Here is a 20,606-nt window from a genome sequence, read left to right as displayed (position 1 = left end):
CGTCAGCCGCCCTGTTCCAGCGCTTCCAGCAACTGTTGCAGTCGGTCAAGCCGTTCAAGCGGATCCTGTAATTCCGCCAGCCGCTGTTTTTCCTGCTTATCCAGCGGCAGCAATTCGGTCAGCCTCCAGCCAATATGGCGGGCATCGTCATAATCCACATCCATTTCCAGATCCTTGACCACCGGATGCCGGAACAGTGCCCGCAAAACCGAGGGCAACTCATGGTAGCGTTCCGGCACGTCACTCTCGGCCTCGGCAATCAGGCACTCCACATCGCCAACATTGAGACCATCCTCCTGCTGCCAGCTACGGATGACGGAAACCTTGTAATCGCCCTCAACGGTGATACCCAGCAAACCGTTATCCAGTTGCTGGAAGTCAATGATCCGGACGTAGGTGCCGATGTCGTAGAACGAGGCCCGGGCTTCGGTCTCGGCCCCTTCCCGCAACAAAACCACCACAAAGCCGCGATCCTCCTTCAGGCAGCGGGTGAGCATGTCGATATAACGGGGTTCAAACAGCTGCAGGGGGATTCGCCCCCCGGGCAGGATGATTGAATTCAATGGAAACAGCGGTACGTTCATAAGTTTTTCAGTCACTACCGGCCAGGCTCCTGCTGCGGCTTGGTCTATCGAATCGAAAGAAGCTTCTGCACTTCATCCACCCGTTCCCGGGCCTCACTCAGCAGTTGCAGACTTCTGGAAGCATTCAGTTCCAGCTCGCCCAGCCGGCGCCATGCCGGCACCTGATCAAAGGCTGGAAGCCCCTCATTCTGGCTGGAGCCAATCATCGAATGCAGTTGGGCAACAATCACCACATCAACCAGTTGGGGCGCAGTTTCCCGGCACTCATGATGCCAGTCTTCCGCATGGCGCACCGCCTCCACGAAGGCTTTCGGGAACGCCCAGTTCTCAAGTACCGCGCACCCGACATCGGCGCGGAGTTCGTCGATGGCATGGTGCAGGTTTCTGTCATCGGCGAACAGATTGACGTGGTGCTCGGCCTGCACCAGCACAGGAACCACCCCGATATCATGCAGTAACCCCGCCAGTAAGGCTTCCTCAGGATCAATGCGTGTGGCGTGGTCCGCCAGCACCCAGCACAGCGCTGCCACCTCCCGGGAATGGCGCCATAGCTGCTCCATTTCTTTCTGCAATGCCGCCCGACGGGTCTTGAACACCTCGCGCATGGCGAACACCGTCACTAATTGCCGGGTGGTACGCATGCCCAGCCGAACCACAGCCTCACGCACATTGCGGACATCGCTGAAACCGCGATAGAGCGGACTGTTGCAGGAACGTACCAGCTTGGCCGCCATGGCCGGGTCTGCCGACACCGCGGAAGCGACCTCGGTGGCCGACGAGTCATCCCTATCCACCACCCGCCGGACTTTCCAGGCCACATCCGGCACACTCGGCAACTGGACTTGATTGGACCGCAGCTCAGAGTAGAACTCCATCAACAGATGGTGCTCTTCGCTCTGGTCTTCGTCGTGATCCGACGAGTCCATTTCCACCTGGGAAATGGGCGCCGCCCGCAGCATCTGGTTCAGCACTTCCTGCTCGATCACCAGAAACTCGCAGGGTTTGACCGCAGTAACGTCATACATCCGGGGCTGCAGGCGGGCTACTGGATTGAGGGCTTTGTCGGTCTCAGCCTCAATGGTCGACTTACGACCATCAACCGATTGCAGCTCCACGGCGCCGGAAATCAGAAAATAATCCAGCCCATCCCGAACGCCCCGTTCCATGACCCTCTGCCCTGGTCCATGGGTTCTGCGCTCAGCCCGGCTGGCCAACAGCACAAGCTGATCGTCAGTCAGACGGCCCAAAGGCTGAAAACTTTTAAGACGACGTAACGGCAGGCTTTCCTGGCCGCCCATAGGCAGACTCCCCTGAACTGCTGGATAAAAAACGGGCATCACATGTTACGTATTGTAATCACCACTCGGGAAAACAGCCATGCGAGCGGCGTCGAATCTGTTATCCTCTGGTCTTTAACTTTATCCGATAACCTAGGGAGAGAACCGCCTACCATGCCCCAGTATCGTTCCCACACCTCTACTGCCGGCCGCAATATGGCCGGTGCCCGCGCCCTCTGGCGTGCCACCGGCATGAAAAACGAGGACTTCGGCAAACCCATCATCGCCGTTGCCAACTCCTTCACCCAGTTTGTGCCCGGGCACGTTCACCTGAAAGACCTGGGCCAGCTGGTTTGCCGCGAGATCGAAGCGGCCGGCGGTGTTGCCAAAGAGTTCAACACCATTGCTGTGGATGATGGTATCGCCATGGGGCACGATGGCATGCTTTACTCCCTGCCGTCGCGGGAAATCATCGCCGACTCGGTGGAATACATGGTCAACGCCCACTGCGCCGATGCGCTGGTGTGCATCTCCAATTGCGACAAGATTACCCCGGGCATGCTAATGGCCGCCATGCGCCTGAACATTCCCACCATTTTTGTTTCCGGCGGCCCGATGGAAGCCGGAAAAACAAAGCTTTCTGAACACAAGCTCGACCTGGTGGATGCCATGGTCATCGCCGCCGATCCAACGGCGACCGATGAGATGGTCGAGGAATACGAACGCAGCGCCTGCCCCACGTGCGGTTCCTGCTCCGGCATGTTCACCGCCAATTCCATGAACTGTCTGACCGAAGCCATCGGCCTGGCCCTGCCCGGTAATGGCTCCATGCTGGCCACCCATGCCGACCGGGAACAGCTGTTCCTGAAAGCCGGTCGCCAGATTGTGGAGAATGCCAAACGCTATTACGAGCAGAATGATGCCAGCGTTCTGCCGCGCAGCATCGCCTCCGTGGAAGCATTCGAGAACGCCATGACCATGGACATTGCCATGGGCGGCTCCACCAACACCATCCTGCACCTGTTGGCTGCGGCCCAGGAAGGCGGTGTTGAATTCTCCATGGCCGATATCGATCGCTTGTCCCGCAAGGTTCCGCAGCTGTGTAAGGTTGCTCCCAACTCCCCCAAGTACCACATGGAAGACGTGCACCGCGCCGGCGGCATCATGGGCATTCTGGGTGAACTGGAGCGCGGCGGCCTGATCAACGTCGACCTGCCCACGACTCACAGCAAAACCATGCGTGAAGCCCTGGAAACCTGGGACATCATGCGCTCGCCAAAACCCGAAGTGATCGAATTCTACAAAGCCGGCCCCGCCGGTATTCCGACTCAGACAGCCTTCAGCCAGAGCACCCGCTGGCCAAGCCTCGATGGCGACCGTGAAGACGGCTGCATCCGCTCCGTGGAACACGCTTATTCTTCAGAAGGCGGCTTGGCAGTACTGTATGGCAATATCGCCCAGGATGGCTGCGTGGTGAAAACCGCGGGCGTTGATGAAAGCATCTACGTCTTCGAGGGCAAGGCCCGGGTCTTCGAAAGCCAGGATTCCGCCGTGGCCGGCATTCTAGGTGACGAGGTCAAGGCCGGTGATGTGGTGATCATTCGGTACGAAGGGCCCAAAGGCGGTCCAGGAATGCAGGAAATGCTCTACCCGACCAGCTACCTGAAATCCAAGGGGCTGGGCAAGGACTGTGCACTGCTGACCGATGGCCGGTTCTCCGGCGGAACTTCAGGGCTCTCCATCGGCCATGCTTCGCCGGAAGCTGCTGCCGGTGGCGCGATTGGTCTGATTGAGGATGGCGATACCATTCTGATCGACATCCCAAACCGATCTATCAATGTTCAGGTCAGTAAGGAAGAACTGGCACAGCGACGGGAAGCACGCGACGCCAGGGGCTGGAAACCGGAGTTACCGAGGGACCGGAAGGTATCCGCCGCCCTCAAAGCCTACGCACTGCTGGCCACCAGTGCCGATAAAGGTGCGGTTCGGGATTTGAGCAAGCTGGACTGAATCTGGACCACAAAAAAGCCCGCAAAGTGTTTGCCTTGCGGGCTTTTTTTATCCGGGGACTGGCGTTTACCAGAGCGACCAGCCACCATCTTCGTCTTCTTCAATGGTGTCTTCGGCAGAAGACTCGGTCTCAGCTGGAGCCGGTTCTGCCGGTGCCGCCTGCGCAGTTGCCGCCGGCGCAGACTGGCCTGCATCAGCGGCCGCCTGCTGCACGGTGATCAGCCCCAGAGCCCGCTCGGTTTCCTCGTTCAGAATACCGGTTGCCTCAAGGCCGTTGTCTTTCTGGAAGCGGGCCAGTTCCGCCCGGGTCTTGTCATCCATGCTCGGGCTGACATTGTTGATGTCGTAACCGGCGCCATAAAGCGCGTGCTTGAGCGCGACCACTTCATTGGCCTGGGCAACGGGTGCCAGACCCAGCAGGGCGACCGTTCCGACCGCCAGCGCCGTCCTGCCGATGTGACGGGTGACTGTTTTCATGGTTCTCACCTGATCTACTCCTGGATATCTCTGTGACATCTGCTGTTCTGTTTTTATAGTGTGGCGCCTTCCTCTACGTATCAGCGCTTCCTAGACCATAACATAATTTAATCTTCGCGGGCCGGACCATTCTCGGGATTTGCCGGATCGGCATAGTGATACTGGCCAAATTCACGGATAAAAATGCCCCAGAACGCCATGAAAAGCGCCGCCACCAGCGGACCCATGACAAAACCATTGATGCCGAACATAACAATGCCGCCCAGGGTGGACAAAAGCACGAGATAGTCCGGCATTTTGGTGTCCCGCCCTACCAGCACAGGCCGGAGCAGGTTATCCGCCAGACCAATCACCACCACCCCATAGGCGGTCAGAATGATGGCCGGCACAATGTCCCCCACGGCAGCCAGATAAATGGCCGCCGGCACCCAGACAATCGCAGCCCCGACGGCTGGTAGCAATGAGACGATGGCCATCACCACCCCCCACAGCAAGGCTCCGGTAATGCCCAGTATCCAGAAAATCATGCCACCGAGCGCTCCCTGAATGATGGCGATCAGCAGGTTACCCTTGACCGTGGCACGGGTGACTTCCGCGAATTTGGCAAACAACAGACGCTCACGCTCATCACCCAGCGGCAAGGCGCGAATCATCAGCTCTATCAGTTTCTGGCCATCGCGGATCAGGAAAAAGGCCAGGTAAACCATCAGAGCCAGCCCCAGAAAGAACTGAAAGGTGTTCTGCCCTATGCCCAGGGCCTGCTTGGCCAGAAACTGACTCCCCCCCAGAAAGGCATTAACGGCGCGGTCCCTCAGATCCGCAAAGTTGATGTCAAACTGGGCCAGAAAGGCCTGGATGGCAGGAAACGACTGGTTAACCTGATCAATGTATTCCCCCGGCCGAATCTCTCCGGCCTGGATCTTCTGGTAGATCCCCATACCTTCCGCGATCAGCGCCGCGCCCAGTACCAGCACCGGAATCACCACGATCACCATACACACGAACAGTGTAATCAGGGCGTTTAGTGTCGGCCGGTCGCCAAGTCTGCGTACCAGCAACTGCTGCACCGGATGGAAAATCAGCGCAATGGCCACCGCCCAGAAGATCGGGCCAAAGAACGGCTTCATCAACAGAATGAACGCAAGCGACACACCGAGCAGCATCGCCAGAAAAGTCCGTGTTTCAAGTTTTGCGTACATAGTTAAACAATTCCTGTCCAGAACATGCCCATCGGGGCTGATAGGGAAAGCAGACTACCACGATAGCGTGGCCAGTGTAGTGGGGTTCGCGTTATAGTGGTTGGTTATCAATCAGCCAACAATACAGGTTATGTGGTTGGAAGCAGACAACTTTACCGTGGAGAGCGCGCTGGAGGCCGCACTGGAACTGCAGAAAGTGCTGGCAGCCCGAACCCATCGTCGCAAGGTGATGGGCCAGGAGGTACTCGTGCCCGGCCAGTTGGGCGAGGCCCTGCACCTGCCCAGAACCATCAGCCGCCTGAGTGGCAAGCAGCAACGATTGCGGGATCGCGGCCTGGAGGATTTCCAGGAGCTCTGGCCCACGCTGTCTGAATACACTCGCCAACGGGTTCTGGACGGACTTGGCTGGTACGACCCCAAGCAACTCGATTGGGAGGACAAGCGCTCCAACCGCCGGCCATTGGTCGATCCTGACGCCTGATACGTACAACTGCGGAAGCCGAAGTGCAGGGCCCAGGCCCGGACTGACTTTGAAATGTCACACTTCGCCCTTACTGTGATCTGATCAGGAGGATAACTATGACAGACAACAACCATTACACTGCCATCCTGGCCCAGGGGAGCGCCGTGCCCACCCTGTTGTGCGGGCATTGCCATTCCATTCTCTCCCGCGCCAGAATTTTCCGTAACCAGGGCGACGCCCATCAGGCCATTGAGTGCAACACCATCGGCCTGTGCTCCGCGGACGATTGCGGCGCGGTGAACTGCTGCGACGAGGCTCTGACCCAGGTGGAAAACCCAGAACGCCTGTTTGACATCGCATCCTGATTCAAACTGGCAACGCTCTGTTACGCAACTCAAACACACAAAATTCCCATCTGATTTATCCTGACCTTCGACGATTGTCGTACCGATAATCACGCAACCACTCAGTCAGGACAGTCGATGGCATGCGTACTCTGAGAACCGACGAAGCCCGCTTCGCAGGCCTCCCGGATTACCCCTTTTCAGCACACTATCTGGATGTTGAGCCAGGTCTTCGGATGCACTATGTAGACGAAGGGCCCGCCCACGCAGACCCAGTGGTGATGCTTCACGGGGAGCCATCCTGGTCCTATCTCTACCGGCACATGATTCCGCTTGTCGCCGAAGCGGGCCATCGGGTGCTGGCGCCCGATCTGATTGGCTTTGGCAAGTCAGACAAACCCGCCGATGTCAGCGACTACAGTTATGACAGCCACATGCGCTGGCTGACCCACTGGCTTGAAACACTGGACCTGACCAACGTCACGCTGGTGTGTCAGAACTGGGGCTCACTGCTGGGATTAAGGCTGGCGGCAGAGCATCATCGTCGGTTCAGCCGGATCATTGTCGGCAACGGCATGCTGCCAACGGGGGACACCCGGGTACCGGCCGTCTTCAGACTCTGGAAGGCGTTTGCCAGCCATAGCCCCTGGTTTCCGATAGGCCGGATCGTCCAGCTTGGTACCGAACGGTCACTCAGCCCGGCCGAAATAGCCGCCTACGAGGCGCCCTTCCCGACACCGGATTACAAAGCCGGTGCCCGGGCGTTCCCGGCACTGGTGCCAACCTCACCCAACGACCCGGCCAGCGCCGCCAACCGGGAAGCCTGGCGCGTGCTGGAAAAATGGCGCAAACCCTTTATCACCTGCTTCAGCAGCGGCGACCCGATTACCCGGGGTGGCGACCGTTATATGCAGCGGCGAATCCCCGGAGCCTTCGGCCAGCCCCATATCACCCTCAACGGCGGACACTTCCTGCAGGAAGATTCTCCCCGACAGTTTGCCCGGGTCATTCTGGACGCGCTGAAAGCCGAGATGGCGGCCTGATAACCAGACCCGCCTCACTCAGCCGAATACCGTAACCGTCTGCCGGCTCAGGGCCACCAGTTCACCGGCCGGAGTCCAGATACCGGCATGAGTGTGACCATATCCGGCGCCAGCCTGGTCGATGGTTGCCCGGTACAGCAGCCAGTCATCCGGCTTCATGGCAGGCCTGGGATGGACAATCTCCAGCGCCCAGCTCAGGGAACTGGCTGGCGCCGGGCCCTTGAGATGCGGCAACAGCGCCGGTGGCCAGGCATCTACCAGAGCAACAATGTGGGCGTCGGTCATAGTCTCCGGGGCTTCCCGGAACTTCATCCAGCCCCCCATTTCGCGCCCGCCCTTACCGGAGAATGGCATATGGCCAAACGCCCAGCGCATTTCGATATGCCGGGTGAACTCCGGCGTCACCTTCGGGATATACGGAAGTGACTGACATTGCTCTGCCGGCACCGCTTCCGGTGCCGATGTCGGCCCGACCCGGACAGCAGACTCACGGTCGCCCCCGAAACTGGCCAGACAGACAAGGCGGGGCTCGCCATTCTGAAGGATCCGTCCCTGGACCTGGGATACTGCCTTGCCTTCACGCAGGACTTCGGCCTCAACACGGGCCGGCACATCCGCCTCTACGGGGCCGACAAAAGACACCTGAAGGGCCCGCATGGCGCGATCATCCGCCACTTTTGATGCCATCACCTCAAACACCAGGGCCGCGACCAGGCCGCCGAACGTGGCACGTCCCTGGCCCCAGTCTGACGGTATCACCACTTCGTCGTTATTCCGGACATCACCGAGAAGGTCATCGAACGTCATTTGCTTCAGATCCTGTTCATTAGCCTGCAAACCGGTAAGACTGCACCACTTGTCGAAGCCTGACAATAGGCCGGCCCCGGCAACTACCTATCGATTGCCTGGCAATAGTCGTATAAAAACCACCCCAAACAGACTATAATGCGCCAAAATCATGCATTGCCTTTGCAGTGCGATACCCTCCGAATACCGAGTACATTCATGTCAGAATTGTCTTTTGCCGAACTGGGGCTGGATCCAGCAGTACTGGAAGCCGTCTCCGCCGTTGGCTATGAAACCCCGTCGCCCATCCAGGCGCAATCCATCCCTGCTCTGCTGGCCGGCAACCACCTGTTGGGCGTCGCCCAGACAGGCACCGGCAAGACCGCAGCCTTCGCCCTGCCGTTACTGAGTCGGATTGATGCTAACGTGGCCGAGCCACAGATTCTGGTGCTGGCCCCTACCCGGGAGCTGGCTATTCAGGTCGCGGAAGCGTTCACCACCTACGCCAGCAAGTTCCGCAATTTTCATGTTCTGCCAATTTACGGTGGCCAGGATTTCTCACCGCAGATTCGCGGCCTCAAGCGTGGCGCCCAGGTTATTGTGGGCACACCTGGCCGCATGCTCGACCATCTGCGCAAGGGCACCCTGAAGCTGGACGGCCTGAAGGCCCTGGTACTGGACGAAGCCGACGAAATGCTGCGCATGGGCTTCATTGATGACGTGGAAGCCATCCTGGCGAAGACGCCGGACACCTGCCAGCGCGCGCTCTTCTCGGCCACCATGCCGCCACAGATCAAGAAAGTGGCCCAGACTTACCTGAAAAACGCTACCGAAGTAAGAATCGAGAGCGAAACCCGCACGGTTGAACGCATCGCTCAGTTTGTGCTGCCGGTCTACGCCGAGCGCAAGCTGGATGCGCTGACCCGCATTCTGGAAGTGGAGCCTTTTGACGCCTCGATCATTTTCGTGCGCACCAAGGCCGAAACCACCATGCTGGCAGAAAAACTGTCCGCACGCGGCCACGCTGTGGCGCCCCTGAGCGGCGACCTGAACCAACGCCAACGCGAACAGACCGTTGAAGACCTCAAGCGTGGCAATAAAGACATCATCATTGCCACCGACGTCGCCGCCCGTGGTCTGGACGTGCCCCGGATTACTCACGTTATCAACTACGACGTGCCCTACGACACCGAGGCGTACATCCACCGGGTTGGCCGTACTGGCCGTGCCGGCCGTACCGGCAAGGCTATCCTGCTGGTGACTCCGCGTGAGCGCAGCTGGCTGCGCACTCTGGAGCGGGCCACCAACTCCCCGATGGAACCTTACCAGTTGCCGTCACCTGCCGCCCTGCAGAAAATGCGGGTAGAGCAGTTTGAGGCGCAACTGCTGGGCTTCACCGACGATCCTCGCGCTGCCAAGGCCATCGCCCTGCTGGATGAGATCGCCGAGCGTAACGACATGGACATGGCCGCCATCGCCGGCGCCATGGCCTGCCTGCTGGAAGCTTCCCAGCCAGACTCTCTGCCGCTGGAACAGCCGGAAGCACTGCCGGAGATTTCCGCCGCGCCCCGCCGGGACCGTAAAGGCCCGCCACCAGGCAAAGGCGGTTTCCGCAAAGGCGGCCCTGGCAAGAAGTTCAGCAAGGATGGCAAACCCGGCTTCCGCAAGAGCGGGCCGAAAGGTGGCAAGCCCGCCGGCAAGGGCGGCAAACCTGCAGGAAAAGGCCCCAAGCGCGCGCCGCGCTGAGGCCTGATTGGCTAGCCGGTCACTCTGACCGGCTACGCTGGTATACGACAAAGCTGTAGTCGTAAGGATTGTTGTCAGACGCAGAAAAATCTTCGCGCCCGATCTCTTCCCACTCGTCCCAGTTCACTTCCGGAAAGAAGGCATCTCCGTCCACCTCGGCGTGCACCTGGGTGATGTATATCCGGTCAACCATTGGCAGCGCTTCGGCATAGATCTGACCTCCGCCAATAATCATCACTTCATCACCACCTTCCAAGTCCGCCTGGGCTTCGGCTTTCACCAACGCTTCGTTCAGCGACGCTGCGGCAACGGTTCCGGCTGGCGCCTGCCATTCCGGATTTCTGGAAATCACCACGTTCATCCGCCCGGGCAAAGGCCGGCCGATGGAGTCCCAGGTCTTTCTACCCATGATAATGGGCTTGCCCATGGTGGCCTGCTTGAAGTAGCGCAGATCACCGGGCAGATACCAGGGCAGCTTGTTATTCCGGCCGATCACCCGGTTTCGGGCCATAGCTACGATGAGGGCCTTGCGCATAACGGGTTCCTTGCTCAAATTGCTATAGGGGCTTTGATCACGGGGGACGGGTCGTAACCTTCGAACTCGAAATCTTCCAGCTCGTAGCCAAAGATGGATTCCGGTTTACGTTTGATGACCAGCTTCGGCAACGCACGGGGCTCACGCCGGAGCTGTTCGAATACGATGTCGTCCGTCAGGTGATTCCGGTAAAGATGACAATCACCAAATGTGTGCACAAACTCCCCCACATCCAGATCACACTGCTGCGCAATCATATGGGTCAGCAAGGCATAGGACGCAATATTGAAGGGCACCCCCAGGAACAGGTCGGCGCTGCGCTGATAGAGCTGGCAAGACAACTTGCCGTCGGCGACATAGAACTGAAACAGACAGTGGCAAGGCGCTAGGGCCATGCGCCCCTCCCGCACGTTATCCTGCGGACTGATGGACTCGTCCGGCAGCTCGGCCGGATTCCAGGCGGAGACGATCAGGCGCCGGGAGTTGGGCTTGGTGCGAATCTGCTCGATCACCTCGCTGATCTGGTCAATCACGCGGCCGTCGTGGCATTGCCAGCTGCGCCACTGCTTGCCGTAGATCGGACCGAGATCGCCGTTTTCCAGTGCCCACTCATTCCAGATGCTGACTTTGCGTTCTGTCAGCCAGGTGTTGTCGGTGGAACCCTTGAGGAACCACAAGAGTTCATAAATGATGCTGCGCAGGTGGACCTTCTTGGTCGTCACCAGCGGGAAACCGTCCTGCAGATTGAAACGCATCTGGCGGCCGAACACCGAGCGGGTGCCCACGCCGGTGCGATCACCTTTGTCGAATCCGTTATCGACAACATCCTGCATCAGATCGAGATAGGCTTTCATTGGACGTTTCTCCGATAAGCAAGGAACATCAGGGCGGCGCCGGCGGCAATCATCGGTGCAGAGAGCACCTGCCCCATCGTCAGCCAGTCAAAGGCCAGGTAACCCAACTGTGGATCTGGCTGGCGAACGAACTCCACCAGGAAACGGAAGATGCCATAGCACACCAGAAACAGGCCGGACACTGCCATTTTCGGGCGGGGCCTTGAGGAGAACCACCAGAGAATCACGAACAGGAGTACGCCTTCCAGCGCGAACTGATATAACTGCGACGGGTGCCTGGCAAGGCTGTCTGGCGCCTGCGGAAAGACCATGCCCCAGGCTACGTCTGTCGGTTTTCCCCAGAGTTCGCCGTTTATGAAATTTCCGATTCGCCCGGCACCCAGCCCAACCGGGACCAAGGGCGCGACAAAATCGGCAATTTTCCAGAACCCGGCTCCGGTTTTTCGGCCATACCACCACATGGCCAGCATTACCCCCAGCAACCCGCCATGGAAAGACATACCGCCTTCCCAGACCCGGAGCAACCAGAGCGGGTCCGCTATAAAGGCATCGAAGTTGTAAAACACTACATAGCCAAAGCGGCCACCGAGGATCACACCCAGGGCCATATAGAAGAGCAGATCACCCACCTGCTCTTCCTGCAGTGGCGACCAGGGCTTGCGGGACCGAAGACGGCCCAGCCACCAGCCGGCGGCAAACCCGACCAGATAGGTCAGGCCATACCAGTGAATTTTCAACGGCCCAAGGGCGATCGCCACCGGGTCAAACTGTGGATGTTGCAGCATGAATGCTCTCTCAGCTCAGAAGAAACCGTAAACCAACCAGAACCAGCATAATGGCAAAGATGCGCTTGAGCAGACGCCCATCCAGACGATGGGCCAGCCCGGCGCCGATTCGTGCAAAGAACACACTGGTGGCAACCACACCCACCAACGCCGGCAGGTAGATAAAACCAAGACTCAGCTCGGGCAGATCGGGATCCTGCCAGCCGGTCCAGACATTGGCCAGGGCGCCCGCAATTGCAATCGGGAAGCCGCAAGCAGCCGAAGTCGCCACCGCCTGCTGCATTTTGACGTTGCACCAGCTCAAATAGGGTACGGTCAGAGTGCCACCACCAATACCGAAGATGGCCGATGCCCAGCCAATGATACCGCCGGCTGCCCCGAGCCCTGTGGTGCCCGGAACATCCCGCCCCGGCTTCGGATTGACCTCAAGAATCATCTTCAGTGCCACCAGAATGACGAACACCCCGATAATGGTTTCCAGCACCGGGCCACTCAGCATCGCAGCTGTCCAGGCACCAAGCACAGCACCAACCACAATACCAAAAGTCATGGGGCGAAACAGATCCCAGCGTACTGCGCCATGCTGGTGGTGGGTACGTATGGAACTGATGGAGGTAAAGACAATGGTGGCCAGAGACGTCCCCACAGCATGATGGGCTGCAATCTCCGGGCTGATCCCCTGCAGCCCGAAACTGAAGATCAGTACCGGCACAATCACCAGACCGCCACCAATGCCAAACAGACCGGCCATGGTGCCTGCCAATGCGCCCAATAAAAGATACAGTACGATGATGCCTATCATGCTCATGGTTACAGACCACCCCGGCTCAGATCAGGCTGGTATGATACGCAGGAATGCCAGCAACTTCAGCCCACGCATCCAAGGAATTCCGTTCACCCATGTGCCTAATTGCTTTTGCCATCGGCCAGAACCCCCGCTTTCCCCTGGTCGTTGCTGCCAACCGGGATGAATTCTTCCGCCGTCCCACGGCCGCCATGGACTGGTGGCAGGCCGACAGCGGTCAGCATCTGCTGGCCGGGAGAGACCTGGCTTCTGGCGGCACCTGGCTGGCCATCAGCGCGAACGGTCAGGTTGCCGCTGTCACCAATGTGCGGGAGGGTAGCCCGGAAACCGGTCGCTCCAGCCGCGGCGAGCTGCCCGTTCGTGCCCTGGCTGAACCCGCCAGCGTATTGGGCGCTGCTCTGAACAGCGAACCCGATCGGTACGCCGGATTCAACCTGGTGTCTCTGACAGAACGCGGCGGCTGGTATTACAGCAACCGCGACGCGCACCCCGGGCGCCAACTCTTCCGAGGCAGCTTTGGTCTTAGCAATCATCTTTTACAGACACCCTGGCCGAAACTGCTGCGCCTGAGAAAGGCCTTTGCCACCGCGGTTGAAGCTGCGAGCCACCGTACCGAGGACTTGCACAACCAACTCCTGCCTTTGCTTCAGGACACCAGCCCGGCGCCCGACGCCACGCTTCCCGATACTGGCGTAGGCATTGAGACCGAACGATTTCTATCGTCACCGTTCATTGTCGGCAGTGACTACGGCACACGGGCCACTACCATCGTTACACTGGACGCACAGGGCGAAGTCAGGGTGACAGAACAATCCTGGGGACCCAATGCCCAGGCCCTGGAAAAACGGCAATTCAGCTGGCAGCGATAGCAAACCGACTCTGTTATAATCCGCGCAATTTCCGAAACACCCGACCGGAGGTCGCCCCATGGCCGGCGAGAACACCAGCAGCGCTTCCATAGCCGACTTTGAGAAATCCCTGAACGAACTGGAACAATTGGTTCGTGACCTGGAACAGGGCGAACTGTCCCTGGAACAATCACTGGCGGCTTTCGAGCGCGGCGTCAAGCTGACACGGGAATGCCAGAGTGCCCTGAAATCCGCCGAACAGCGGGTCGAGCAGCTGGTACAGAACAGTGACGGCACACTGGAAACCCGGCCTTTCTCAGCAGACGACGAGCAGTGATGGACCATCGCATCCGCCAGGCGGAGGCCTATCTGGACCAGTGCCGCCAACAGGTTGATCGGGAGCTGGACCGCTGCCTTGCCCGCCACGCCACCTCAGAACGGCTCCAGGAAACCATGCGTTACAGCGTTCTGGGCGGCGGCAAACGAGTGCGTCCGGCCCTGTGCATGGCTGCCGCCCGAGCCATGGGCAGCGACGAAAACACGGCCCTGGCGCCAGCCTGCGCTCTGGAACTGATTCACGCCTATTCCCTGGTCCACGATGACTTGCCGGCCATGGACGATGACGATCTCCGCAGGGGCCGACCGACCGCTCACATTGCCTTTGACGAGGCTTCGGCCATTCTGGCCGGGGACGCGTTGCAAACACTGGCATTTGCGTTGCTGTCCGATGCGCCGGCGTTGTCAGATCGACAACGCGTGACCATGATCTCGGAGCTGGCCCGGGCCAGCGGTCATCAAGGCATGGTTGGCGGTCAGGCCATTGATCTGGAATCCGTTGGGCGACAGCTGAGCGTGGCGCAACTGGAAGCCATGCACCGGCACAAAACCGGCGCCCTGATCGAAGCCAGTGTTCGCCTGGGCGCACTAACCTCTGAAACCGTGACCGAGTGCCAGTTGAGCAACCTGACGGATTACGCCAGCGCACTGGGGCTCGCGTTTCAGGTGCAGGACGATCTTCTGGATATTGAGGGCGACACCGAGATCATCGGAAAACGCCAGGGCTCTGATGCCGCCAGGGCAAAACCCACGTATCCGGCATTACTGGGTATCGAGGGAGCTCGCCAGCACCTGGCCCGACTGCTTGATGAAGCTCTGAGCGCACTGGAGAGCTTCGACTCGGAAGCCGACACCCTGAGGGCCATGGCTGACTACGTGGTGGCACGCAGCCACTGAACCATTTCAAGGCCAAGCATCACCATTTTGTAACAACTGGCCCGGGATGTATGAAACCGGGCCGCCTGTTCCCTTATAATGCCAGCCATAGAACCCACATTCCGATAAAGACCCGAGCTGATGCAGGACACATACATTTTCAGGGAAATCCCGTCGCAGCGACCCAATACGCCGTTGCTCGACCGGATAGACGTGCCATCCCAGCTGCGTGAACTGCCAGCGGAGGACTTGCCCCGGCTGGCCAGGGAATTGCGAGCGTTCTTGCTGTGGTCAGTGGGCCAGACCGGTGGTCATTTCGGCGCTGGCCTTGGCGTGCTCGAACTGACGGTGGCCCTGCACTACGTTTTCAATACCCCCGAAGACCGGCTGGTATGGGACGTCGGCCACCAGGCCTATCCCCACAAGATTCTGACCGGTCGCAAGGAACAAATGGGCAGCATTCGCCGTAAAGGCGGCCTGGCCGGCTTCCCGAAACGGGCAGAGAGCGAGTACGACACCTTCGGCGTAGGTCATTCCAGCACATCCATCAGCGCGGCACTGGGCATGGCAATCGCCGCCCGGATGCAGAACACCGGCCGCAAGAGCATTGCCGTTATCGGGGATGGCGCCATGACCGCGGGTATGGCCTTTGAAGCCCTGAATCATGCCGGACACCTTCATGCCGACATGCTGGTGGTGCTGAACGACAACGACATGTCGATTTCACGCAACGTCGGCGGGCTTTCCAACTATTTCGCCAAGCTGCTCTCCAGCCGTACCTACAATCAGGTGCGCGACAGCAGCAAGAAGGTGCTCAAAGGCACTCCTCACCTGATGGCCCTGGCAAAGAAAACCGAAGAACATTTCAAGGGTATGATTGCGCCCGGCACGCTGTTTGAGGAGCTGGGGTTCAACTATATTGGCCCCATCGACGGCCACGACCTGCCCTTGCTGGTGGAAACCCTGGAGAACATCCGTGAGCTGGAAGGCCCGCAGTTCCTGCACGTGGTCACAACCAAAGGCAAAGGTTTTGCCCCTGCCGAAGCGGACCCGATTGGCTACCATGCCATCAACAAGATTGAACCGGTGCCCGCCAGCAAGCCGGAACCGGTGAAGCCGAAACCGGCCAGCCCGAAATACGCCAACGTCTTCGGGCAGTGGCTATGCGATGCCGCCGAACAGGACAGCCGGGTAGCCGGAATTACCCCCGCCATGTGCGAGGGTTCAGACCTGCTGGCCTTTTCAGAGCGTTTCCCGGATCGCTATTTTGATGTCGCCATTGCCGAGCAGCATGCCGTCACCCTGGCGGCAGGTCTGGCTTGCGATGGTGCCAAGCCGGTCGTGGCCATTTACTCAACATTTTTGCAGCGGGCCTATGACCAGTTGGTACACGATGTCGCCATCCAGAACCTGGACGTCCTGTTTGCCATTGATCGTGCGGGCCTGGTCGGCGAAGACGGCCCCACCCACGCTGGCGCCTTCGACATCAGCTATCTACGCTGCATTCCCAACATGCTGGTGATGACGCCGTCGGACGAAAACGAAACCCGACAGCTACTGCACACCGGCCTTGAATACAGCGGCCCGGCTGCCGTTCGCTACCCCCGGGGCACCGGACCTGGGGCCGAAATCCAGCAGCAACTCACGCCACTGCCCATCGGCAAGGGCCGGCGCGTACGCGACGGGAGCGGTATTGCCATCCTTAATTTCGGCACTCTGTTGGCGCCGGGACTGGAGGCAGCAGAAGCCTTGGGCGCCACGGTCGCCGACATGCGCTTCGTCAAGCCTCTGGATGAGGCCCTGGTACTGGAACTGGCGGAAACCCACGACCTGCTGGTCACCCTGGAAGAAAATGTTATTGCCGGTGGCGCCGGCAGCGCGGTGACGGAATTCCTGAATGCCCGCCAGGTTTCCATGCCGGTATTACAACTGGGACTGCCGGATGCGTTCGTTGAACACGGTCAGCATAAGGAATTACTGCGGGACTGTGGGCTGGATGCCGAAGGCATTCTTCGCAGCATTGCCACGCGAATGGAGCAGCTCGGATACCCGACAGTGGTGGCGGCTAAATAACTCGGGAACGAAGGCGGATCACAACTGATCCGCCAGAGGTCGATCAGACCGGGTCGTCATCCTGGTGGGTTTCCAGCCAGTGGCCCAGTTTGCTCTGCTTGGTATTCAGGTAGTGCTCGTTGTGCGGATTGCGGCCCACATGCAGAGGCACGCGCTCGGCAATGTTGATGCCGTAGGATTCCAGCGCCTTCACCTTGCGCGGATTGTTGGTCATCAATCGCAGGCTTTTGATGCCCAGGTGCTCAAGCATGTCCTTGCACATGCTGTAATCCCGGAGATCTGCGCCAAAGCCCAGACGCTCATTCGCTTCCACGGTGTCGGCGCCCTGGTCCTGCAGACGGTAGGCCCGGATCTTGTTCAGCAATCCGATACCGCGGCCTTCCTGACGCAAGTACATCAGAATACCCCGACCCTCCCGGGCGATACTGCGTAACGCTTCTTCCAGCTGATAACCACAGTCACAACGCATGCTGTACAGGGCATCACCCGTCAGACACTCTGAGTGGGTTCGTGCCAGCAGTGGTTCTGCGCTATCAATGTCCCCCAACGTCAGCGCCACATGCTCCTTCCCGGTGTCCGGCTCCTCAAAGCCGTGCATATCAAACACACCAAAGGGGGTGGGCAAACGGCAGGTTTCAATGTAACGAACAGCCACTGTGTTTCCTCGTGGTTCGGACAAATTGGGCGGGCATTCTATCATGCGGCTGCTTGCCTGGCGTAGTGTCGACACAGTTCCCCTCCGGATTATGCAGTACCCGAAAGGTTACGGTCGCCGCCAGGCTTCAGATCATTGCTCCCGGGCCTGCCAGTGGCCGGAGCGGCCGCCTTTCTTTTCAAGCAGACGCAGATTATCGATCACCATACCTTTGTCGACCGCCTTACACATATCGTAAATGGTCAGGGCGGCCACACTCGCGGCCGTCAGCGCTTCCATTTCAACACCGGTCTGACCGGCCAGTTTGCACCGGGTCTCGATCGCCACGGAGGCGCCATCATTGCCAGCCCTCAGTTCGACTTTCACGGAGGTCAGGTTAAGCGCATGGCACAGGGGAATCAGGTCGTGGGTTCGTTTCGCAGCCATGATGCCTGCTATTCTGGCCGTCGCCAGCACATCCCCCTTGGGGTGCTCACCTTCCAGGATCATTCTCAGGGTTTCCGGAGCCATCCGGACACAGGCTTCGGCTCTGGCCTCACGTTCCGTCACCGCTTTGTCGGTGACATCCACCATTCGGGCTTCACCCTTGTCATCCAGATGGGTCAGTTTTGTCACAGAAAACTCCGATTGATCTGTTGAAGAGGTTACTTTGGCATGGCCCGGGCCTGGTTGAAATCCGTAATCGCCCCGGGCCACAGATGCCTACCACCAGAAACCGATACCAGCCACGCCCTGGCCACCAAGCGCGCGGGCCCGGGACTGGTGCTCAGGTCCGAGACCTCCGATACCGTAAACCGGCACATTTGCCGTTGCGGCCAACGCCTGAAAAGCAGCCCACCCGATTCCGGGCTGCCCCGGATGGCTGGGCGTCTCCAGTACATTTCCCAGGACCACGTAATCCGCCCCCAGGCGCTCTGCATGGCGCAATTGCTCAGCACTATGGCAGGACACACCCAACCAGTAATCGTCGCTGAAAGGGCGTTCTGAATACTGCTGCGCCTCGCGCCAGGGCAGGTGAACGCCCTGGACATCTGGAACGGCCCGACACAGGTCTGCTGCCCCATGCAGAATCAACCCGACGCCCCTTTCCCGGCACCCGCCCAGAGCCGCTTCGGCCAGCTCAAGGTACGCAGCCCCTGAGAGGGTCGGAGCGCGAAGCACCACCAGTGAATCCGGCTGCCCCCGGTCGAGAGCGGCACCGAGTCTGGCCAGGCCTGCCGGCGCATCCTCAATTGTTCCGGTAACCGCCAGCCGATGGGGCAATCGCAGCGCCCTGATGATGGGCCGGTTAGCGGCAGGAAACTCTTCGTCCTTGAGCGCCTCAGGAGCCAGCCAGCTGACCGGCTGACCTTCTTTACCCTCTGGCTCGCCCTGAGCCGAGTGGCTTGACCAGACATCAAGAAACACACACTTGTCGCCGTAGTCGTGACGTATGCCAATCACCGGCTCCAGGCTGTCCTCAGTCAGAACCAGCCCGGTCTCTTCGGCGATTTCCCGACACAGTGCCTGCTGGACGGTTTCTCCGGGCTCGACCTTACCACCCGGAAACTCCAGCAAACCGCCCTGATGGGCTGTGTCCGGGCGCCTTGCAATCAGGACACGACCATCGCGAACGATCACGCCCACCGCTACATGAACAGTCTTACGGTTAGCGGAAAGACCCTCGACAGACTCAGGTACGGTATTCGGCATTGATGGTCACGTAATCATGGGAAAAATCACAGGTCCAGACCGTTTCCCGGACATTGCCCCGTTTCAGATCAATCGCAATAGTGATCTCTTCCTGATCCATCACCGCCTGACCCCGAGCCTCGGAGTAGTCGTCGGCACGGCCACCGTTGCGCACCAGGCAGACATCGCCCAGGTAGATTTCAAGGGCATTGAGGTCCAGATTCTCCACACCGGCACGACCAACGGCCGCCAGGATACGCCCCCAGTTCGGGTCTGACGCAAACAGGGCGGTTTTCACCAGCGGGGAGTGCGCCACGGTATAGGCTACATCAAGCGCTTCTTGCTGGCTGGCTGCGCCGCTGACATCAATGGTGACGAATTTGGTAGCCCCCTCGCCATCCCGGACAATGGCGTGGGCCAGCTCCAGGTACACGTCCTGCAAGGCCGCCCGCAGTTCCGGCAGCAGCGGGCTGTCGGCGGTAATCTCAGGCCCGCCATACTGGCCACTGGCCATCAGCATGCAGGCATCGTTGGTGGAGGTGTCGCCGTCAATGGTAATGCGGTTGAACGACTTCTCGCCGAGCTCAGAAGCCAGCGTTTGCAGTACCTCCGGCGCAAGACGGGCATCGGTAGCGATGAAGCCGAGCATGGTGGCCATGTTGGGGCGAATCATGCCCGCGCCCTTGCTGATTCCGGAAATGGTCACCCGATGGCCATCCAGATCCAGCTGCCGCGACGCGCCTTTAGGGCGGGTATCGGTGGTCATGATGCCGGATGCCGCCTCTGCCCAGCGGTCTTCCCGGGTGTCGGCCAGAGCCTCCGGCAGCGCACTGACGATCTTGGCGACCGGCAATGGCTCGCCAATCACCCCGGTAGAGAACGGCAATACCTGGCTGGCAGAAATGCCCGCCTCTTTCGCCAGCGCCTCGCAGCAGGCCGCGGCGTCCGTCAGGCCCCGTTCGCCGGTACCGGCGTTGGCATTGCCGGTATTGATCAACAGATAGCGCGGAGCATCCTGGGACAGGTGGCGGCGACTGAGGACCACTGGAGCCGCACAGAACTGGTTGCGGGTAAAAATACCCGCTACCCGGGTTTCCGGCGCCAGTTCAAACACCACGATGTCTTTTCTGCCGGGCTTTTTGATCCCCGCACTGGCTATGCCCAGCTTGATTCCCGCCACCGGGAAGAAATCGGGTAAGGTTCCTGGACCTACCGCCATGCCTGTCTCCTTGAATTTTC

General features: G+C 59.6%; 22 protein-coding genes. 9 read left to right on the top strand and 13 right to left on the bottom strand.

Annotation, left to right across the window (positions count from 1 at the left end; translation table 11 throughout):
• Positions 1-2 precede the first annotated feature (2 nt).
• Positions 3-584, bottom strand: coding sequence for an LON peptidase substrate-binding domain-containing protein (locus C7436_RS15260; RefSeq protein WP_011785880.1), 582 nt, complete (start codon positions 582-584; stop codon positions 3-5).
• A gap of 44 nt (positions 585-628) precedes the next feature.
• Positions 629-1,882, bottom strand: a complete 1,254-nt coding sequence (locus tag C7436_RS15255; protein ID WP_121208363.1) for an HDOD domain-containing protein — start codon at positions 1,880-1,882, stop codon at positions 629-631.
• A 153-nt stretch (positions 1,883-2,035) separates the two neighbouring features.
• On the opposite strand from C7436_RS15255, the gene ilvD reads away from it, so the two are divergent.
• Positions 2,036-3,871: a dihydroxy-acid dehydratase gene (gene ilvD / locus C7436_RS15250; RefSeq protein WP_121208362.1), complete on the top strand. Its 1,836-nt coding sequence runs from the start codon at positions 2,036-2,038 to the stop codon at positions 3,869-3,871.
• Between the two features lie 66 nt (positions 3,872-3,937).
• On the opposite strand, the gene C7436_RS15245 is transcribed toward ilvD, so the two are convergent.
• Together C7436_RS15245 and C7436_RS15240 are read right to left on the bottom strand one after the other, a co-directional pair.
• A complete protein-coding gene (locus tag C7436_RS15245; protein WP_121208361.1) occupies positions 3,938-4,348 on the bottom strand; it encodes a peptidoglycan-binding domain-containing protein in 411 nt (136 codons plus the stop codon).
• 107 nt (positions 4,349-4,455) lie between these two features.
• The gene (locus tag C7436_RS15240) at positions 4,456-5,547 is read right to left on the bottom strand and encodes an AI-2E family transporter (RefSeq protein WP_011785884.1); all 1,092 of its coding nucleotides are present in this window, start codon (positions 5,545-5,547) and stop codon (positions 4,456-4,458) included.
• A 130-nt stretch (positions 5,548-5,677) separates the two neighbouring features.
• Here C7436_RS15240 and C7436_RS15235 point away from each other — a divergent pair, with 130 nt between their 5' ends.
• The 3 genes from C7436_RS15235 (at position 5,678) to C7436_RS15225 (ending at position 7,397) form a co-directional block, all read left to right on the top strand.
• A complete protein-coding gene (locus tag C7436_RS15235) occupies positions 5,678-6,028 on the top strand; it encodes a hypothetical protein (protein ID WP_014420653.1) in 351 nt (116 codons plus the stop codon).
• Positions 6,029-6,126: 98 nt separating this feature from the next.
• The gene (locus C7436_RS15230; RefSeq protein ID WP_121208360.1) at positions 6,127-6,375 is read left to right on the top strand and encodes a hypothetical protein; all 249 of its coding nucleotides are present in this window, start codon (positions 6,127-6,129) and stop codon (positions 6,373-6,375) included.
• Positions 6,376-6,497: 122 nt separating this feature from the next.
• Positions 6,498-7,397, top strand: coding sequence for a haloalkane dehalogenase (locus tag C7436_RS15225; protein WP_121208359.1), 900 nt, complete (start codon positions 6,498-6,500; stop codon positions 7,395-7,397).
• Positions 7,398-7,415: 18 nt separating this feature from the next.
• Here the strand turns inward: C7436_RS15225 and C7436_RS15220 are convergent, their stop codons facing one another.
• Positions 7,416-8,204, bottom strand: coding sequence for an acyl-CoA thioesterase (locus tag C7436_RS15220; RefSeq protein WP_121208358.1), 789 nt, complete (start codon positions 8,202-8,204; stop codon positions 7,416-7,418).
• Positions 8,205-8,402: 198 nt separating this feature from the next.
• Here C7436_RS15220 and C7436_RS15215 point away from each other — a divergent pair, with 198 nt between their 5' ends.
• A complete protein-coding gene (locus tag C7436_RS15215) occupies positions 8,403-9,929 on the top strand; it encodes a DEAD/DEAH box helicase (RefSeq protein WP_121208357.1) in 1,527 nt (508 codons plus the stop codon).
• A 19-nt stretch (positions 9,930-9,948) separates the two neighbouring features.
• Here C7436_RS15215 and C7436_RS15210 read toward each other — a convergent pair whose 3' ends face one another.
• The 4 genes from C7436_RS15210 to C7436_RS15195 are packed head-to-tail and all read right to left on the bottom strand — an operon-like array spanning position 9,949 to position 12,911.
• The gene (locus C7436_RS15210) at positions 9,949-10,464 is read right to left on the bottom strand and encodes a dihydrofolate reductase (RefSeq protein WP_121208356.1); all 516 of its coding nucleotides are present in this window, start codon (positions 10,462-10,464) and stop codon (positions 9,949-9,951) included.
• Positions 10,465-10,478: 14 nt separating this feature from the next.
• Positions 10,479-11,318 carry a thymidylate synthase gene (locus C7436_RS15205; protein ID WP_022991978.1) on the bottom strand — a complete coding sequence of 280 codons (840 nt, stop codon included), beginning with the start codon at positions 11,316-11,318 and terminating at the stop codon, positions 10,479-10,481.
• Positions 11,315-12,103 (bottom strand): prolipoprotein diacylglyceryl transferase, encoded by a 789-nt coding sequence (gene lgt / locus C7436_RS15200; RefSeq protein WP_011785892.1) that lies wholly within the window; start codon positions 12,101-12,103, stop codon positions 11,315-11,317. The genes C7436_RS15205 and lgt overlap by 4 nt, the downstream gene beginning before the upstream one ends.
• 10 nt (positions 12,104-12,113) lie before the next feature.
• The gene (locus C7436_RS15195; RefSeq protein WP_121208355.1) at positions 12,114-12,911 is read right to left on the bottom strand and encodes a sulfite exporter TauE/SafE family protein; all 798 of its coding nucleotides are present in this window, start codon (positions 12,909-12,911) and stop codon (positions 12,114-12,116) included.
• 92 nt (positions 12,912-13,003) lie between these two features.
• On the opposite strand from C7436_RS15195, the gene C7436_RS15190 reads away from it, so the two are divergent.
• The 4 genes from C7436_RS15190 to dxs all read left to right on the top strand — a co-directional run bounded on the left by C7436_RS15190 (position 13,004) and on the right by dxs (position 17,041).
• A complete protein-coding gene (locus tag C7436_RS15190) occupies positions 13,004-13,777 on the top strand; it encodes an NRDE family protein (protein ID WP_121208354.1) in 774 nt (257 codons plus the stop codon).
• Between the two features lie 58 nt (positions 13,778-13,835).
• Complete coding sequence (locus C7436_RS15185) at positions 13,836-14,093, top strand: exodeoxyribonuclease VII small subunit (protein WP_011785895.1); 258 nt, start codon at positions 13,836-13,838, stop codon at positions 14,091-14,093.
• A complete protein-coding gene (ispA, locus tag C7436_RS15180; protein ID WP_121208353.1) occupies positions 14,093-14,989 on the top strand; it encodes a (2E,6E)-farnesyl diphosphate synthase in 897 nt (298 codons plus the stop codon). The genes C7436_RS15185 and ispA overlap by 1 nt, the downstream gene beginning before the upstream one ends.
• 120 nt (positions 14,990-15,109) lie before the next feature.
• The gene (dxs, locus tag C7436_RS15175; RefSeq protein WP_036149266.1) at positions 15,110-17,041 is read left to right on the top strand and encodes a 1-deoxy-D-xylulose-5-phosphate synthase; all 1,932 of its coding nucleotides are present in this window, start codon (positions 15,110-15,112) and stop codon (positions 17,039-17,041) included.
• Positions 17,042-17,084: 43 nt separating this feature from the next.
• On the opposite strand, the gene ribA is transcribed toward dxs, so the two are convergent.
• From ribA to argJ, 4 genes are all read right to left on the bottom strand, one after another.
• Positions 17,085-17,696 (bottom strand): GTP cyclohydrolase II, encoded by a 612-nt coding sequence (gene ribA / locus C7436_RS15170; RefSeq protein WP_014420644.1) that lies wholly within the window; start codon positions 17,694-17,696, stop codon positions 17,085-17,087.
• A 132-nt stretch (positions 17,697-17,828) separates the two neighbouring features.
• Positions 17,829-18,311, bottom strand: a complete 483-nt coding sequence (gene moaC, locus C7436_RS15165; protein WP_031210140.1) for a cyclic pyranopterin monophosphate synthase MoaC — start codon at positions 18,309-18,311, stop codon at positions 17,829-17,831.
• Positions 18,312-18,398: 87 nt separating this feature from the next.
• Positions 18,399-19,388, bottom strand: coding sequence for a Nudix family hydrolase (locus C7436_RS15160; RefSeq protein WP_121208352.1), 990 nt, complete (start codon positions 19,386-19,388; stop codon positions 18,399-18,401).
• The gene (argJ, locus tag C7436_RS15155) at positions 19,369-20,586 is read right to left on the bottom strand and encodes a bifunctional glutamate N-acetyltransferase/amino-acid acetyltransferase ArgJ (protein WP_011785901.1); all 1,218 of its coding nucleotides are present in this window, start codon (positions 20,584-20,586) and stop codon (positions 19,369-19,371) included. Before argJ ends, C7436_RS15160 begins: the two co-directional genes overlap by 20 nt.
• Between the last annotated feature and the right edge of the window lie 20 nt (positions 20,587-20,606).

This window comes from Marinobacter nauticus, assembly GCF_003634635.1.
Lineage (GTDB): Bacteria > Pseudomonadota > Gammaproteobacteria > Pseudomonadales > Oleiphilaceae > Marinobacter > Marinobacter nauticus.
This window is presented reverse-complemented; position numbering and strand designations above follow the sequence as displayed.